Annotated in this window: 11 protein-coding genes; 9 read left to right on the top strand and 2 right to left on the bottom strand. The window is 63.2% G+C overall.

The window, feature by feature from the left end:
* Positions 1-656: 656 nt before the first annotated feature.
* From I6F21_RS09395 to I6F21_RS09405, 3 genes are all read left to right on the top strand, one after another.
* Complete coding sequence (locus I6F21_RS09395) at positions 657-5,873, top strand: VCBS domain-containing protein (protein WP_225183065.1); 5,217 nt, start codon at positions 657-659, stop codon at positions 5,871-5,873.
* Positions 5,874-5,952: 79 nt separating this feature from the next.
* Entirely contained in the window at positions 5,953-8,184 is a 2,232-nt protein-coding gene (locus I6F21_RS09400) for an adenylate/guanylate cyclase domain-containing protein (RefSeq protein WP_225183066.1), read from the top strand.
* Between the two features lie 136 nt (positions 8,185-8,320).
* Entirely contained in the window at positions 8,321-9,019 is a 699-nt protein-coding gene (locus I6F21_RS09405) for a nitroreductase (RefSeq protein ID WP_035997645.1), read from the top strand.
* Positions 9,020-9,106: 87 nt separating this feature from the next.
* On the opposite strand, the gene I6F21_RS09410 is transcribed toward I6F21_RS09405, so the two are convergent.
* Both I6F21_RS09410 and I6F21_RS09415 read right to left on the bottom strand, forming a co-directional pair.
* Positions 9,107-9,655 carry a sigma-70 family RNA polymerase sigma factor gene (locus tag I6F21_RS09410; protein ID WP_018316216.1) on the bottom strand — a complete coding sequence of 183 codons (549 nt, stop codon included), beginning with the start codon at positions 9,653-9,655 and terminating at the stop codon, positions 9,107-9,109.
* Positions 9,655-9,888 (bottom strand): NepR family anti-sigma factor, encoded by a 234-nt coding sequence (locus tag I6F21_RS09415; protein WP_025032292.1) that lies wholly within the window; start codon positions 9,886-9,888, stop codon positions 9,655-9,657. Before I6F21_RS09415 ends, I6F21_RS09410 begins: the two co-directional genes overlap by 1 nt.
* Positions 9,889-10,119: 231 nt before the next feature.
* Here I6F21_RS09415 and I6F21_RS09420 point away from each other — a divergent pair, with 231 nt between their 5' ends.
* The 6 genes from I6F21_RS09420 (at position 10,120) to I6F21_RS09445 (ending at position 16,818) form a co-directional block, all read left to right on the top strand.
* Complete coding sequence (locus tag I6F21_RS09420) at positions 10,120-10,926, top strand: response regulator (protein WP_035997648.1); 807 nt, start codon at positions 10,120-10,122, stop codon at positions 10,924-10,926.
* A 156-nt stretch (positions 10,927-11,082) separates the two neighbouring features.
* A complete protein-coding gene (locus tag I6F21_RS09425; protein WP_225183067.1) occupies positions 11,083-11,697 on the top strand; it encodes a nuclear transport factor 2 family protein in 615 nt (204 codons plus the stop codon).
* A 248-nt stretch (positions 11,698-11,945) separates the two neighbouring features.
* Positions 11,946-12,368 (top strand): hypothetical protein, encoded by a 423-nt coding sequence (locus I6F21_RS09430; protein WP_225183068.1) that lies wholly within the window; start codon positions 11,946-11,948, stop codon positions 12,366-12,368.
* 108 nt (positions 12,369-12,476) lie between these two features.
* Complete coding sequence (gene htpG / locus I6F21_RS09435; RefSeq protein ID WP_225183069.1) at positions 12,477-14,354, top strand: molecular chaperone HtpG; 1,878 nt, start codon at positions 12,477-12,479, stop codon at positions 14,352-14,354.
* 168 nt (positions 14,355-14,522) lie between these two features.
* Positions 14,523-14,801, top strand: coding sequence for a DUF3551 domain-containing protein (locus I6F21_RS09440; RefSeq protein WP_035997672.1), 279 nt, complete (start codon positions 14,523-14,525; stop codon positions 14,799-14,801).
* A gap of 211 nt (positions 14,802-15,012) precedes the next feature.
* Positions 15,013-16,818, top strand: coding sequence for a long-chain-acyl-CoA synthetase (locus I6F21_RS09445; RefSeq protein WP_036021317.1), 1,806 nt, complete (start codon positions 15,013-15,015; stop codon positions 16,816-16,818).
* Positions 16,819-16,922: the final 104 nt, after the last annotated feature.

The raw sequence follows: 16,922 nt of genomic DNA on the forward strand, positions 1-16,922 counted from the left end.
GATAGTGCGAGACGGGCCGTTTTGTTCTGCTTAACGCGCCCGGCAGGGGTTCCAAAACCGGGCGACAGGCTGAAATGGGCCTACCGAAATTGCGTAAAATTTTACGATTCGCCGGCTAGGAGGTGTCGCGTTGCCGCGAAATGGAGCCAATTGCAGACACAGGTTGTGGCAGTGCCGAATCCGGATCCTATGGCTAACAACCCCCATTTCATGGGGTTCTGTTAGATAGGTCACAGATTTAACTCCGTATTTGCCGCAGGATGCTGCGGGAGCTCGCGAAGGAAAGATGATGAAAGTATCTGCTTCGTAACTATACAGCAGGTTACTTTGGATGACTGGAAATGCGTGGAAACAGGCTGAATTCGACATACGAATATTTGAGGAATTACTTTCACTCCTCTGTCGCGGCGGCACGCCGTGGGGCCTCCCGGGGCCAAGTGATGCGAAATCACACAAGCAATAGATGGTATCGCTAAGGACTTGCTAATGCTATGCAAGCTTAGGCGGTCGATACTTACTTAAATTTTAACCCTTTATACGGTGCCCGGTTGAATTACGCTGGCCAATTTGACGGCGCGATTTCTTTGGACGGCCAGGGTTCCCGCTCGCCCGTCGGGGCAAATATCGATTCTTTTACCGCAAAGGCGAACGGTCACGTGCCCGACGGCGCGTTCGTCGTTCCCGACCCCAATCTGATCTTCAACGGCGAGTTCAAGCGTGCCGGGCTCGACCTTGTGCTGTCCCACGACGGTCATGAGTTCGTCGTTCACGATTATTTCAGGGGCGACAAGCGCGCCGCGCTCGCTTCGCCCGACGGCGCCCACCTCAGCGGCGACGTCGTCAACGCCCTCACCGGCCATGTCCAGGTTGCCCAGGCCGCGCCCGGTGCCGGTGCGGGCCAGGTCATCGGTCACGTCACCAAGCTCGTGGGAAGCGCGACCGCGATCCGCAACGGCGTCTCGGTCATCCTGAACAATGGCGACAACGTCGAGAAGGGCGACGTGGTCTCGACCGGGGCCGACTCGACGCTCGGCATCACCTTCATTGACGGCACCGTGTTCGGCCTGTCCTCCAACGCGCGGATGGTGCTGAACGAGATGGTCTACGACCCCAACGGGTCGAACAATTCCTCGCTGCTCAGCCTCGTCGCGGGCACCATCACCTTCGTCGCCGGCGAAACCGCCAAGCGCGGCGACATGAAGGTCGACACGCCGGTCGCCACCATGGGCATCCGCGGCACGGCGGTGCTGACCCAGATCAACTTCGTCGTTCCCGCCGGCGGCGGCGATCCGCAGCCGCAGGCGAGCTTCCAGGTGCTGGTCGAGCCGAACGGCACGACCGGCTCCTACATCCTGTTCGACAAGGTCACGCTGCTGCCGATCGCGACGGTCAACCAGGCCGGCCAGATGATCCAGATCAGCGGCGGCAACGTCTCGATCACCAATGCACTGATGTCGCCGGAGGTGCAGAAGCTGATCACGGACGTGTTCACGCTGAAGTTCACCGACAACAACACCAACACCAAGCTGACCACGAACTACACCGATACGATCACGCCGTTCGGCTATGAGGTGTTGCTCAAATCGTCGTCCGGCCCTAGCGCCACCGCAACATTCGTCAATCTCAATCCGCAGGGATCGGAGACGCCCACCACCTCCACGCCGCTCATCGTACGCATTCCCGGCCAGCCGATCGCGCAGAGCTTCGACGCGAGCGGCAACGTGAAGACGGCGTTCGCGTTGACGGAGCGTGCGGACACGACCGGCGACACGCGCGCCGACACGATTTCCGGCGTGATCAGGTTCGTCGATCAGAACCTCGGCGACCGGCCGACGGTGAGCATCAGCCTCGCCGAGGCGCCGAACTACGTCTACAAAACTGCGGGCCAGAACGACGTCACCGGCTCCCTCTCGGAGCTCCAGAAGCAGGGCATCGCGGCGACGCAGATCCAGATCAGCGTCGTCCCCGACCCCGCCAACAACAACAACGGCTCGGCGGTCTGGACCTACACGATCCCCGACCACGTTTTCGACTTCCTCGCGGCCGGCGAAACCCTGACGCTGACCTACATGGTCCGCGTCGACACCAATTTCACGGTGAACCCCGAGTCCAGGTTCATCCCGATCACCATCACGATCACGGGAACGAACGACAAGCCTACCGTTGCGACGTCAGGCGGCACCGTCGTCGAACAGGTCGGGACCGGCAACGAGGCGCTGGACATCATCACGGGCACGGTCACCTTCACCGACGTCGATCTGACGGACCGGCCGATCGTGAGCGCGGCGCTCTCGTCCGTCGAGCCGTTCAAATATCTCGATGCCGAAGGCAACGATATCACTGCGTCCCTGACGCCGGAGCAACTCGCGGCGATCGCTGCCGTCAAAGTGCCGCTGACCGTGGTTCAGGGTGCCGGAAACAGCAACAACGGCACGGCCACCTGGACCTACAGCGTTCCCGACCATCTCTTCGACTTCCTGGCCGAGGACGAGAAGCTGATCCTCAACTACGTGGTGCAGGTCGATGACGGGCACGGCGGCGTCGTCAGCACGCCGATCACCGTGTCCATCGACGGTGCGGACGTCAATGTCGAGGGCACCAACGACGTGCCGACGATCGTCGAGGACTCGACGACGCCCACCGGAGAAGTGACAGAGGATACGGCGGCAACCCTGACGGCGAACGGCACCGTCGCCTTCAACGACCCCGATCTCACGGATACGCACACTGCCAGTTACGTCCTGAAGTCGACGACGTCGAACGCGCATCTGCCCGGCTTCGGCAGCGGCACCTCGCATATCGGGACCTTCGCGCTGACCGCGGTGAGCGAGAGTCCGGGTGTCAGCACGCGCGGATCAGTGGGTTGGACCTTCACGCTCAACGACAACGATCCGGTGCTGCAGTCGCTGGCCGAAGGCCAGACCATCACCCAAGTCTACACCGTGACCGTCGACGACCATCACGGTGGCACCGTCACCCGGGACGTCACGGTCACCATCACCGGCACCAATGACACGCCGACCATCACGAGTGATGCAGACGCTGCAAAGGGCAGCGTCACCGAGGATGCCTGCGCGACGCTGTCGATCGAGGGCACGCTCGCGATTCAGGATCTCGATCTGATCGACACCCACACCGCGCAGGCCGCATTCAAGTCGGCGACGTCGAACGCGCATCTGCCGGGCTTCGATGGTAATGCGCCGCTCGGCACCTTCACGATCGATTGCGAGGTCGCGGAGTTCAACACCGATACCGACAACAGCGCGACGCTGGGCTGGCACTTCAGCCTCGACAACGACAATGCGGTGCTGCAATCGCTGGCGCATGGCCAGACCATCACCCAGGTCTACACCGTCACCTTTACTGACGATCACGGTGCGCAGGTCTCCCAGGACGTCACTGTCACGATCAACGGCGCCAACGACGCGCCGACGATCACGAGCGATCCCGAGGCGGCAACGGGTGCGGTTACCGAGGATGACGGCGCCTCGCTGACGACCAGCGGTACGCTGGCGATCCAGGACGTTGACCTGATCGACACCCATACGGCGCAGGTGCAGTTCAAGTCATCGTCCGTCAGTTCGGCTCTGCCGGGATTCGAGGACGACAGCACGAATATCGGCACCTTCTCCATCGGCGCGGTGTCCGAATCCAACGCCGACACCAGCACCGGCGCGACGCTCGACTGGCACTTCACGCTCGACAACAACGATCCCGTGCTGCAGTCGCTGGCGGAAGGGCAGACCATAACTCAGGTCTACACCGTCACCTTCAAGGACAATCACAACGCGACTGTCACGCAAGACGTCACTGTCACCATCACCGGCACCAACGATGCGCCGACCGTCTCCTATGTGACGTCCGACTACATGAACTTCGACGGTGCGACCATCGCGGTCGGCGACGTACCGACCGTCGCCACCGACGACGTGACGCTGGACGGCTGGGTGAACTGGAACGGAGACGCTGCCTCCGCCAGCCAGGTCTTGTTCTACAATGGCAATACCTCGACCACCGGTTTCGGCCTCATGGGCACTGTCATCAGCGGCAAGCTGGAGATCGCGATTCTCGAGGGCGGCGTCGAGATCCAGGATACCGGCTTCGCGCTTACTGCGGGGCAATGGCATAACCTCGCCTTGACGCGTGACGACGGCATCTTCACGCTTTATGTCGATGGCAACGCCGTCTATTCCCACAGTGGCGGCGTCAACGCGATCGCTGGCGCTCAGGAGCCGTCCTACATGATGATCGGAGCGGCGAGCGGCAGGTACGCTCCGGGCTTCGGTACGCAAGGCTTCACCGGCTCGATCGCCGATGTCAGCGTCTGGACCACCGCACTCACGCAGGCGCAAATCCAGTCGTACGACTTCACCGCGCTCACCGGCAACGAGGCCAATCTGGCCGCCTATTATACGCTTGGCGACGGCAGCGGGAGCACGGCCTCCAACACGGTCAACCCAACCAAGAGCCTCGCCATTGAAGGTGATGCGGATTGGGCCAGCGGGACCTCCGGGCCGGGCGGCGCATTTGCCGATCTGACGGAGACCAATGGCGGCCAGCTCTCGCATGGCGTGCTGGCGGTCTCCGACGTCGACGCGACCGATCACGTCACGGTATCGGTCGATGCGGTGCAGGTTAAGCTCGACAACGTGTTGCAAACGGGCAGCGTCGGCGGGCTGTCGCATGCCGATCTCCTGAACTATCTGACCGTGCCGTCCGGCGACATTCTCAACGGCACGGCGACCCACGCCCAGTTTACCTGGCAATTCAACTCGGCCGGCCAGGCCTTCGACTTCCTCGCCGCCGGTCAGACGCTATCGCTGCAATACACCATCGTTCCGTCGGATGCTCAGGGCTTTGGAACTAGCGCGGTCGTGACCATCAACATCACCGGCACGAACGACGCACCGACGCTGTCCGATCTCCACATCGGCCCGCTCACGGACACCGCTGACGACGACAGCTTCTCCAATCTCACCGGGCAACTGGCGGGGACCGACGCCGACAGCGGTGAGACGGCGACGCTGACCTATGCCGTCCTCAATTCAGATCACCAGGCGGCCACGACGGTCGCGGGACTCTACGGCTCGCTGACGGTCAATTCCAACGGCAGCTACAGCTACGTTCCCAACGCAGCGTCTATCAACGCCCTTTCGGATGGGGCCTATACCGATATATTCACCGTCCAGACTAAAGATGCGCATGGTGCGACCGGCACGGCAATGCTCACGGTGGACGTGACCGGCGCGGACGACGAGAACGTCGCACCGGTGATCGACGTCAACCAGATCAGCGTATCGCAGGAAGGCGTCCTGGTCTTCGTTCAGGGCATCACGGTCACCGACGCCGACGCTGCTCTCGATGAAACCTTTGCACTCACCGCGGTGGCGGACTCGGGCACTTATGTGGAGCCTGCACCGATGTCCGATACCTTGGACAGCGTCAATTCAGCACTCCAGGGGCTGGCATACACCGAGCCCGGCCAAAGCACGGCTGCCACGGACAAAGTGGCTATTGCCGTCACCGACGGTCATGGCGCGACCGATACGGTCAACCTGATCTTCAATTTGAGCGAACAAGGTCCGGTGACGCTCGCCAGCACGACCGGCAAGGACGTGCTGTTCGGGACCGGTTATCAGGACCAGTTCAAGTTCGCGGCCAATTCGAACCAGGACACGATCCTAAACTTCACCTCGGGTACGGACAAGATCGACCTGACGGCCTTGGGGACGATCAGCGACATCGAGGCGTGGATGGATCAACATGTGTCCGCGTCGGGGACGGCGGACACCCTGATCACGATCGACGCGGCAAACACGGTTCTCCTGAAGTGCGTCAGCAGTCTTCAGGCGAGCGACATACTCCATGCCTGATCGCGGCGAGATCGGCCGCGGGCGTCTGCTCATCCGATCCGTGCTGCCGTTTGCCACGAAAGCGTGATATTCCACCACCATGAAACGTCTCAAAATCCTGCGGCGGTGGTTTGCGCAGAAGTTCGGCCTTGCGCGACTGATCTGCCTTGCGCTGCTGGTCTTGTTCGCGGGCGCGCGCCTGTGGGATCCGCCGCCGATCCAGGAATTGCGGCTGCGCACCTTCGACATGTTTCAATTGATCGATCCGCGCGAGAAGGCGGCGCGGCCGGTCGTCATCGTCGATATCGACGACAAGAGCCTCACCAGACTCGGACAGTGGCCGTGGCCGCGCACGCGCATCGCCGACATGGTCCAGAACCTCACCAACAACGGCGCGGTGGCGATCGGCTTCGACATGGTCTTCTCCGAAGCCGACCGGCTCAACCCGGAGCAGGTCGCGAGCCAGATGCGCTATCTCGACGACGCGACCCGCGCCAAGCTGCGTGAGCTGCCGAGCAACGATCAGATCCTCGCCGACGCGATCAAGCGCTCGCACGTCGTGCTGGGCGAGACCGGGCTTCCGGAGGTCTTGTCCGAGCTCGACAAGTCGCTGCCGTTCACGGGGGTTGCAACGGTGGGGGAGGACGGGGCCGAGCGTTTCCTGTTCGAATTCCCCGGCTTGCTCCGCAACGTGCCGGTCATCGAGAGGGCCGCGGCCGGCCGCGGCCTGTTCTCGATCCGGACCGAGCGTGACGGATTGATCCGCCGCGTGCCGATGATCATGCGCGCCCAGGGCAACATCATGCCCTCGCTCAGCCTCGAGATCCTGCGCGTCGTCACGGGCACGCCGACCCTGCTGGTCCGTACCGATAAGACGGGCATCAAGTCGATCCGCCTCAAGGGTTTGGAGGTTCCGACCGACAAGAACGGTCAGCTCTGGGTGCACTATGCCCGCCGGGATCCTTCGATCTACGTCTCCGCGGTCGACGTGCTCGACAATGCGGTGCCGCCCACGAGGTTTGCCGGCAAGCTGGTGCTGGTCGGCACTTCCGCGGGCGGCTTGAACGACATCAAGACCACGCCGGTGTCCCGGGCCATGCCGGGTGTCGAGATCCATGCCCAGGTGCTGGAGGGCGTGCTGAGCCGCGCGGTGATCTCGCAGCCGAACTATGCCCTGGGCGTCGAGCTGATCGCGGCGCTGATCATCGGCCTGCTCGTCATCATCTTCACGCCGAATCTCGGCCCCGTCCGCCTCGTGCTGGTGGGCGCGGCCTTCGCGGCCATCCTGATCGGCGTGTCCTGGTTCTCCTACACGCAGCACCGCTATCTCATCGACTTCACCTATCCGCTGCTGTCGACGACCGCAGTCTACCTGACGCTGATCTTTGCGAGCTTCGTGCGCGAGCAGCGTCAGCGCGTGCAGATCCGCGGGCAATTCGCGCAATACATGTCGCCTGTGCTGGTCGAGCAGCTGGCGCAGTCGCCGGAAAAGCTCGTGCTCGGCGGCGAGGAACGCGAGATGACGATCATGTTCTCCGACGTGCGCGGCTTCACCACGATCTCCGAGAGCTACAAGCACGATCCGCAGGGGCTGATCGAGCTGATGAACCGCTTCCTGACGCCGCTGACCGACGTCATCATCGACCGAAAGGGCTATATCGACAAGTACATGGGCGACGCCATCATGGCGTTCTGGAACGCGCCGCTCGACGACGCCGAGCACGAGATCAACGCCTGCGAAGCCGCGATCCAGATGCTCGAGCAGATCGACGAGGTCAACAAGGAGCGCGAGCAGGAGGCCGCCGACGGCGGCCACGTCTATATCCCGCTCAATGTCGGCATCGGTCTCAACACCGGCATCGGCGTGGTCGGCAACATGGGGTCCGACCTGAAGAAGAACTATTCGGTGCTCGGCGACAGCGTGAACCTGGCCTCGCGCCTCGAGGGCCAGTCGAAGGCATACGGATTTCCGATCATCGTGGGCTCGCGCACGGCACTCGCTGCCAAGGAGAAATTCGCGATCCTCGAGCTCGACTTCATCATGGTCAAGGGCAAGACCGAGCCGGAAGTGATCTACGCCATCGCCGGCCGCGAGGACGTGATGCATTCGGCCGCGTTCCAGCGCCTGCGCAACATCACCATCGAGATGCTCGGCTGCTACCGCAGCCGCGACTGGCAGGGCGCCCTGGATGCCATCGAGCGCGGCCGCAAGAGCGAGGACGCCGACACGCTGGAGAAGCTGTTCAGGCTTTACGAGGCGCGGATCAAGGATTTCCAGATCGATCCGCCGCCGGAGGGCTGGACCGGCGCCTATGCCCTGCTGACCAAGTAGTCGTCACGGTCACCGCTCGTGCAGGGTGGGCAAAACATTGCATGCCTACCATATGCAGGTGCGTCGAGGTAAGTATGGTGGTGGGACGGCGCTTGGCGCCTCTGCCCAACCAAAAGAAAAAAGGGCGAGCTGAGTGATGGACGCACAAGTGAGACAGAACGACCGCATCGGGGTGCTCGAAGAGCTCCTCAACGAGCGCTACTCCGTTCGCGCATTTCTCCCCAAGGAGGTCGATCGCGCCACCATCGAGCATGTGCTGGCGACCGCGCAGCGCACGGCGTCCTGGTGCAACAGCCAGCCCTGGCAGGTCATCATCGCCAGCGGCGAGGCCAAGGAGCGCTTTCGCAAGGCGATCTACGCGGAGGCCTCGAAGGGCCTCGGCGATGACTACGACTTCACGCCACCGCGCGAATATGTCGGGGTCTATCTCGATCGCCGCCGCGAGAGCGGCTTCCAGCTCTACAACACGCTCGGCATCGCCCGCGGCGACAAGGCGGCCTATGCCAAGCAGGCGCTGGAGAACTACAATTTCTTCGGCGCACCGCATGTCGCCATCATCCACACCAACGAGCCGCTCGGCATCTACGGTGCGATCGATTGCGGCGCCTATGTCTCCAACTTCGTGCTGGCGGCGCAGGCGCTCGGGCTCGGCACCATTCCGCAGGCCGCGCTGGCGCGGCATTCCGGCCTGATCCGCCGCCACTTCGATCTGCCCGATGACCGCCGCGTCGTCTGCGGCATCTCGTTCGGCTATGCGGACCATGCGCACAAGGTCAACAGCTACCGCACCTCGCGGGCGAGCGTGGCCGAGACCGCAACCTTCGTGGATGTGTGATCGCGACGTGAGCCGGACGCATCGCGCGCGAAGACAGCCGTGGAAGCGGCCGTCTTCGTCTCGTTCCGGTGCGATTGACGGCGGCGGTCAGCCGCCGCTGCCGCCGATCACGGCCCGCACAGTCTCGTCAGGCCCAAAATCCTCGGCGCCGTCGACATAGAGCAGCGCGGCGAGCTTCGAGCGGGCGCGGTTCACGCGGCTCTTGATGGTGCCGACTGCGCAGCCGCAGATCGAGGCCGCGTCCTCATAGGAGAAGCCGGACGCGCCGACCAGGATCAAGGCTTCACGCTGATCCTGCGGAAGCTTGTCGAGCGCGGTGCGAAACTCCTCGAATTCGAGGTGCGCATTCTGCGAGGGCTGGGTCTTCAGCGTCTTGGCGTAATTGCCCTCGGCATCTTCGACCTCGCGCCGCCGCTTGCGATAGTCCGACCGGAACAAATTGCGCAGGATCGTGAATAGCCAGGCCGGCAGGTTGGAGCCGGGCTGGAACGAGTCGATGTTGGCGAGCGCACGCAGCAGCGTCTCCTGGACCAAATCGTCGGCCCGGTCCGCATTGCCGCTGAGCGAGATGGCGAAGGCGCGCAGACTAGGCACGGCCGCCAAGATGTCGTTACGCAGGGAGTCCGTGAGAGGCATTAATCCCTCCCATTGTTGTTGTCGTTGGATCCGCCCTCATTTTCTACGTGGGGTGACGCTCCCGGCGCATCAAGCTTCTTGATCAGTTCTGCGAACCGATCCGGAACCCCCTGTCGCACGACATCGTCGTACATGGCGCGCAACTGGTGCCCGATCCGGGATTGAATCTCCGGAGTCAGGCCTCCCTTGCCGGGGGTCGTGCTTCTGCTGGCTTGAGACTTGAGATCTTTCATGACCTGTTCCACGTTTCCCCGAGTTAAGTGACTGTAAAATCGAGAAGTTTTCTCAACCGGGAGCCGTTCCCTGGATAGGCACAATTCCAGCTGCGCCAAAAAGTTCCCAGCTTGGCGGAACTTTTGTTGTCGTGAGGCGTAGACAGCCCAGCAGGGGAACCTGGGCCCCCCGCGTGATGCCTGACCTCAGGATTGGACCTCAAGGTTGGCCCAAAGACGAATGGAGTGGGGATGTCCCGTTCACAGGTAGTTGCTGAACACTTGCCGTTGTTGCGCAGGTACGCGCGGGCTCTGACAGGCAGCCAGGCCTCCGGTGACGCCTATGTCGCCGCCATGTTGGAAGCCATGCTGGGCGATCCGTCGGTGCTCGACGAGAACCATGGGCCCCGGGCCGGCCTGTTCCGGCTCTTCACCCAGATCTGGAATTCAGTCTCGATCAACGACGATGCCGAGGTGACGACCTTGCCGATGCCGCCGGAACGGCGGCTGTCGAACATCACCCCGCTGCCCCGCCAAGCCTTCCTGCTGCTCTCGCTCGAGGGCTTTTCGGAAGAGGAAGTCGCCTTCATTCTCGGCACCGATGTTGCCGAGACGCGCCGTCTTGCAGACGCAGCCGGACGTGAGATGGCCGCCGAGATCGCCACCGACGTGCTGATCATCGAGGACGAGACCTTCATCGCCATGGACCTCGAGAGCCTGGTGAAGAATCTCGGCCACAACGTCGTCGGCGTCGCGCGCACCCATGCCGATGCGGTGGCGCTGGCCAAGAACAAGCGGCCCGGCCTGATCCTTGCCGATATCCAGCTTGCCGACGGCTCGTCGGGCCTGGACGCCGTCAACGAGCTCCTGCGCACCTTCGAGGTGCCGGTGGTGTTCATCACGGCCTATCCGGAGCGCTTCCTCACCGGCGAGCGTCCCGAGCCGGCGTTTCTGATCTCAAAGCCGTTCCAGCCCGCGATGGTATCGGCGGTGGCGAGCCAGGCCCTGTTCTTCCAGCGCAACTCGCGCAATCGCACGCCCAAAGCGCCTGCGGCGTAACAAGGCGCCTGCGGCCGTCCCAATAGCGAAGTCCGGCGTGCCCAAGGCACGCCGGATTTTTTTTCATGCCGCCGGCCCGCTTGACGGGCGCTGAATTCGCCGCCCATAGCTCATGTAGCAGCTGCGCGTGCGACCACGCCAATCGGAGACGTGCCCATGGACCAGCAACTCCTCGATCGTCTCGCCATCCGCGATCTCGTCGAGAACTGGGCGGTGTGGCGCGATGCCGGCGACTGGGAGCGCTTTGCCACGGTTTGGCACGAAGAAGGCTGGATGTCCGCGACCTGGTTTCAGGGGCCGGCCCGGGATTTCATGCGGGTCAGCCAGGAGGGTTTTGCCAGGGGCGTGCGCATCCTGCATTTCCTCGGCGGCACCAGCATCGATCTTGCGGGTGCGCGAGCGATCGCGCAGACCAAGATGTCCATCTCGCAGCGCGGCCTCGTGCACGACGTGCTCTGCGACGTCGTCTGCACCGGACGCTTCTACGATTTCCTGGAGAAGCGGGACGACCCATCAGGTATCGGCAAATGGGGCATCGTCCGCCGCCAGCCCATCTACGAGAAGGACCGCATCGACCCGGTCGATCCCGCCGCGACGCTTCGGCTCGACCAGGATGCGCTGGCTGCACTCCCCGAGGGCTACCGCCACCTCGCCTACATGCAGGAGCTGATCGGCTACAAGGTGAAGCGCGACATGCCGGGCCTGATCGGCCCCGAGGTCGAGAAGCTCTATGGCGAGGGCCGGGAGTGGCTGGCAGGAAAGGCGAAGTAGGCCCCAGATAAAAGTAAGGCGCGACTGGCATCACCACAGTCGCGCCCTACGTCGCCGGCTTATGGGGCAGGGGGGAATAGCCGGCTGTTGAGACGACTCCTGTGCGCGAAAGTCGTTCCACGGCGCGCGAAATATTTTGCCGTCTGCTGCTTTTTTCGCACACGGTTAAGTGATCGTAGCTGTCGAGAACCCCCGATCCTGCGGCGGCGTTGTTCCCGTGCCCGCCATGGGGCGAGGGATCGGCAGCCATGTCACAGATTAAAAAGGTTTTTTTGAGCGCAATTGCGGTCGTCGCCACCCTCGGTGCCGTGCAACTGGCCTCCGGCCACGATCTTGCGGACCGCTGGCAGGCGGTCGCCGACATCCCCAGCCATAGCTCCACAGCCGCGGTGGGCCATAACGTCAACCGCGTCGCCAAGACAGACCGGCTCGCCGAGATCAAGCCGGCAGCCGTTCCCACCCGTACCGTCTCGATGCGGCTGAACGACCTCGCCGATACGTCGGTGCTGCTGCGGGTCCCCGCCGTGATCGAGACCGGCAATGCCAAGACGCCGGTGCTGCTCCAGAACCAGAAGAAGCCTCGCAACAAGCCGACGATCGCCTGTGAGCCGATGGTCAGCTCCCTGACCGAGGTCGCAAGGCTGCTCCAGCCCGGCCGCTGCGTGACCTGACCCCCTCTCCGCGAGGGGGGTGGCGGACCCAGACTTCACGTCCTCTTGATCCGCCATTGCCTCGCGCTATATCCGGGTTCCCTCCCTTTTGTTTGACCGGGTAAGCGCATGACGACGTCAGATACGGCTGTGCATACGCAGCCTTTCCAGGCCGAAGTTTCCGAACTGCTGCACCTGATGGTGCACTCCGTCTATTCGGAAACCGACATCTTTCTCCGCGAGCTCATTTCCAACGCCTCCGATGCCTGCGACAAGCTGCGCTACGAGGCCATCGCCAGTCCCGCCCTGCTGGGCGAAGGCGACGCACTCAAGATCCGCATCATCCCGAACAAGACGGCCAAGACGCTCACGATCGCCGACAACGGCATCGGCATGGAGCGGCAGGAGCTGATCGACCATCTCGGCACCATCGCCCGCTCCGGCACCAAGGCGTTCGTATCCAAATTGAAAGAGGCCAAGGATGGGCTCGGCCTGATCGGCCAGTTCGGCGTCGGTTTCTATTCCGCCTTCATGGTCGCCGAGAAGATCGTCGTGATCAGCCGCCGCGCCGGCGAGAGCGATGTGTGGACCTGGACGTCCTCCGGCGGCTCCGGCTTCGAGATCGCCCGTGCCAGCGACGAGGAAGCGGCGCGCCTGACGCGCGGCACCGAGATCGTCCTGCACCTGAAGGACGATTCCAAGAAATATCTCGAGACCTACGAGATCGAGCGTATCGTCACCGCCTATTCCGACAACATCCTGTTTCCGATCGAGCTCGTGCCCGAAGACGGCGAGCCGCGACAGATCAATTCGGCGAGCGCGTTGTGGCAGCGCTCCAAATCCGAGCTCACGGCTGACGATTACAAGAAGGCCTATCAGCAGATCGCCTCTGCCTTCGACGATCCCGCGATGACGCTGCACTACCGCGCGGAAGGACGTTACTCCTACGCCGTGCTGCTGTTCGCGCCCTCGACCAAGCCGTTCGACCTGTTCGAGCCGAACCGCAAGGGCTGCGTGAAGCTCTACGTCCGGCGCGTCTTCATCACCGACGATGCCGACCTCTTGCCGGGGTACCTGCGCTTCATCCGCGGCGTGGTCGACAGCGAGGATCTTCCGCTCAACATTTCGCGCGAGATGCTCCAGAACAATCCGCAGCTGGCGCAGATCCGCAAGGCGGTGGCGACGCGTGTGGTGTCCGAGCTCGAAAGCCTTGCCGACAAGGACCCCGAGAATTTTGCCAAGATCTGGGACGCCTTCGGCGCGGTGCTGAAGGAAGGCATCTACGAGGATTTCGAGCGGCGCGAAAAGCTGCTCGCACTGTCGCGCTTCACCACCACGTCGGGCGAGAAGCGGTCGCTGAAGCAGGTCATCGCCGATTTCAAACCGAACCAGACCGAGATCTATTATCTCGTCGGCGACAGCATTGAGCGGCTGAAGTCCAATCCGCGGCTGGAAGCTGCGACCGCGCGCGGCATCGAGGTGCTGCTGCTGTCGGATCCCGTCGACGCGTTCTGGACCTCGATGCCCTCGGATTTCGAAGGCAAGCCGCTGAAGTCGCTGAGCCAGGGCGATCTCAATCTCGATTTGATTCCGCGTATCGACGATAAGGACGAGGCGAAGAAGGACGAGCCGGCTGCGGACGAAGCAGCCACCATCGCGGTGATCAAGGCCGCGCTGGGCGAGCGCGTCAGCGACGTCAAGGTCTCGACGCGCCTGACCAGCTCGGCCTCCTGCCTCGTCGCCGACAGCCAGGGTCCGAGCCGCGAGCTCGAGCGCATCTTGTCGCAGCAGAACCGCGGCATGAAGACCAAGCCGATCCTCGAGATCAATTTGCGCCATCCGCTGGTCACCGCGGTCACCAAGGCGCAGGCTGGCTCGACAGTCGTCGACGATATCAGCCTGCTTCTGCTCGAGCAGGCGCAGATCCTGGACGGCGAATTGCCGGAAGACCCGGCGGCGTTCGCGGCACGGCTGAACCGGCTGGTGTTGCAGGGGCTCGGCGGCTAGCGCTGCCTCGCAGCATCATTCGGACCGCCAGGTTGTCAGATCGCTCATCGCGCAACGCCTCTGGCGCTGCGCGTCTCACTCACCTTGACGTCATCAGGTCTCAGGAACAGTCGCGGACGGCGAGATGTTGTGTCATATGAAGCGACGTCACCAGTTCGAGGATTTCCCATGCGCTTGTCATTCCTCACTCTTACCGCGGTCTTCACGCTGCTGGGCGCAGCGGATGCCAGCGCGCAGCGATACGATCCGGCCTATCCCGTCTGCATGCACCGCTACGTCGGTGGCGGCCCTGGTGGCGGAGGCAGTGACTATTTCGACTGCTCGTTCACCTCGTTGGAGCAGTGCCGCGCCACGGCGTCGGGCCTTGCCGCGACCTGCGACCTCAATCCCTATTACGCCTTCAACGAATCGCCGCCGCCGCGCCGGCGTCCCAAGAAGGTGCACTGAGGCGAACGGGACCAAGGCCGGGAATTCTGCATTCATCGCTCTTTCGACCTGGTCACACCCGTCGGCGCGCTGTCGGCGGGTGCGACCTTGGCTGCGCGCTGCCGACAGTTAATCGCGCCCTAACCGGGTTTTACCTTGTCTCTTAACGCCTGGGTCAGGGCGCGCGGGCTAAACTGCCGGAAACCGCAGACCGCCCGAAAGAGTAAACAATATGACCACCGGCGTCATCGAGAAGCCGAAAGCCGCGCGCGCACCGTCGGCTTCCAAGATCTGGTTGAGGGCGATCGAGCTCACCGCGCGGATCGAAACGCTGCCGGGCCGCCTGTTCGCCGACGTCGTCGACGATTGGGCGCAGCGCCAGCCTAACCGCGTTGCTCTGGTGGCGGACGAGGCAAGCCTCGATTACGAAGGCCTCTCGAAGAGGATCAATCGCTACGCCCGCTGGGCGCGCTCGCTCGGCCTGTCCAAGGGCGATACCGTTGCGCTGATCATGCCGAACGGCATCGATTATATCGCGGCCTGGCTCGGCATCAGCCGCGTCGGCGGCGTGGTCGCACTGATCAACACCAAGCTCGTCGGGCAATCGCTCGCGCACTGCCTTGATGTCGCGAAGCCGATGCATGTCATCGTTGCGCATGAGCTAGCGGGGATGCTGGACAGCGCGGCACCTCATCTGAAGACGGCGGCAAAAGTCTGGACGCATGGCGATAGCCGCAGCGAACGTGCGATCGACGTCGCGCTTGCCGTTCTCGACGACGGCCCGCTATCGCCGGAGGAGCATGGCGAGGTCACCATCGACGACCGTGCGCTGCTGATCTACACCTCCGGCACCACCGGCCTGCCGAAAGCGGCCAGCATCAGCCACCGCCGCATCCTGAATTGGGGGTTTTGGTTCGCTGGCCTCACCGGCGCGACGCCGCAGGATCGGCTCTACGATTGTCTGCCGCTGTTCCATTCGGTCGGCGGCATCGTCGCGCCGTGCAGCATTCTGGCCGCCGGCGGTTCGGTAGTGATCGCCGAGAAATTCTCGGCCTCGCATTTCTGGTCCGACATCGTCCGGCACGACTGCACGCTGTTTCAATATATCGGCGAGCTCTGCCGTTACCTGCTCAAGGCCGCACCCTCGGAATACGAGAATCGGCATCGCCTGCGGCTCGCCTGCGGCAACGGGCTGCGCGGCGATATCTGGGAGGATTTCCAGGCGCGCTTCGCCATTCCGCGCATCCTCGAATTCTACGCCGCGACCGAAGGCAATTTCTCGCTGTTCAACGTCGAGGGCCAGCCGGGTGCGATCGGCCGCGTCCCGGCGCTGCTCGCGCACCGCTTTCCTGCCAGGCTCGTCAAGCTTGACCCCGATAGCGGCGCGCCGCTGCGCAATGAAGAGGGCTTCTGCATCGCCTGCAGCCGCGGCGAGGCCGGCGAAGCCATCGGCCGCATCGGCACCGCGGACGAGGGCGGTGGGCGCTTCGAGGGCTACACCGATGCCGGTGAGACCGAGAAAAAAGTCTTGCGTGACGTCTTCGTCAAGGGCGATGCCTGGTTCCGCACCGGCGATCTGATGCGGATGGACGACAAGGGATTTTTCCATTTCGTCGACCGTATCGGCGACACGTTCCGCTGGAAGGGCGAGAATGTCGCGACCTCCGAGGTGAACGATGCCGTGCGCGATTTCATTGGCGTCGTCGATGCCGCCACCTATGGCGTCAGCATTCCCGGCGCCGACGGCCGGGCCGGGATGAGCGCGATCGTCGTGAACGAGGGCTTTGACATCAGCGCGCTGCCCGCCCATCTCGCGCAACGCCTGCCGGTCTACGCCCGCCCGCTCTTCATTCGTATCTCGCGCGAGCTCGACGCCACCGAGACCTTCAAGCAGAAGAAGGGCGAGCTCGCCCGCGAGGGATTTGACCCGGCCGCGGTCGCCGATCCGCTGTTCATGCTCGACCCGATATCCGGCGTCTACGTCGCGCTGGACGCGGAGACATATGCGGCCATCTCGGGCGGTACGATCAGGCTGTAGGGCAACCAAAATCGAGAGATAGGTCCAATTTTATCTGAATTGTCCAAGAAGCCATTTACTTCTGTCGGGTAAACAGACCGCGATGGGGAGGCGGTCAGCAAGAG

Source organism: Bradyrhizobium sp. NBAIM03 (assembly GCF_020194055.1).
Lineage (GTDB): Bacteria > Pseudomonadota > Alphaproteobacteria > Rhizobiales > Xanthobacteraceae > Bradyrhizobium > Bradyrhizobium yuanmingense.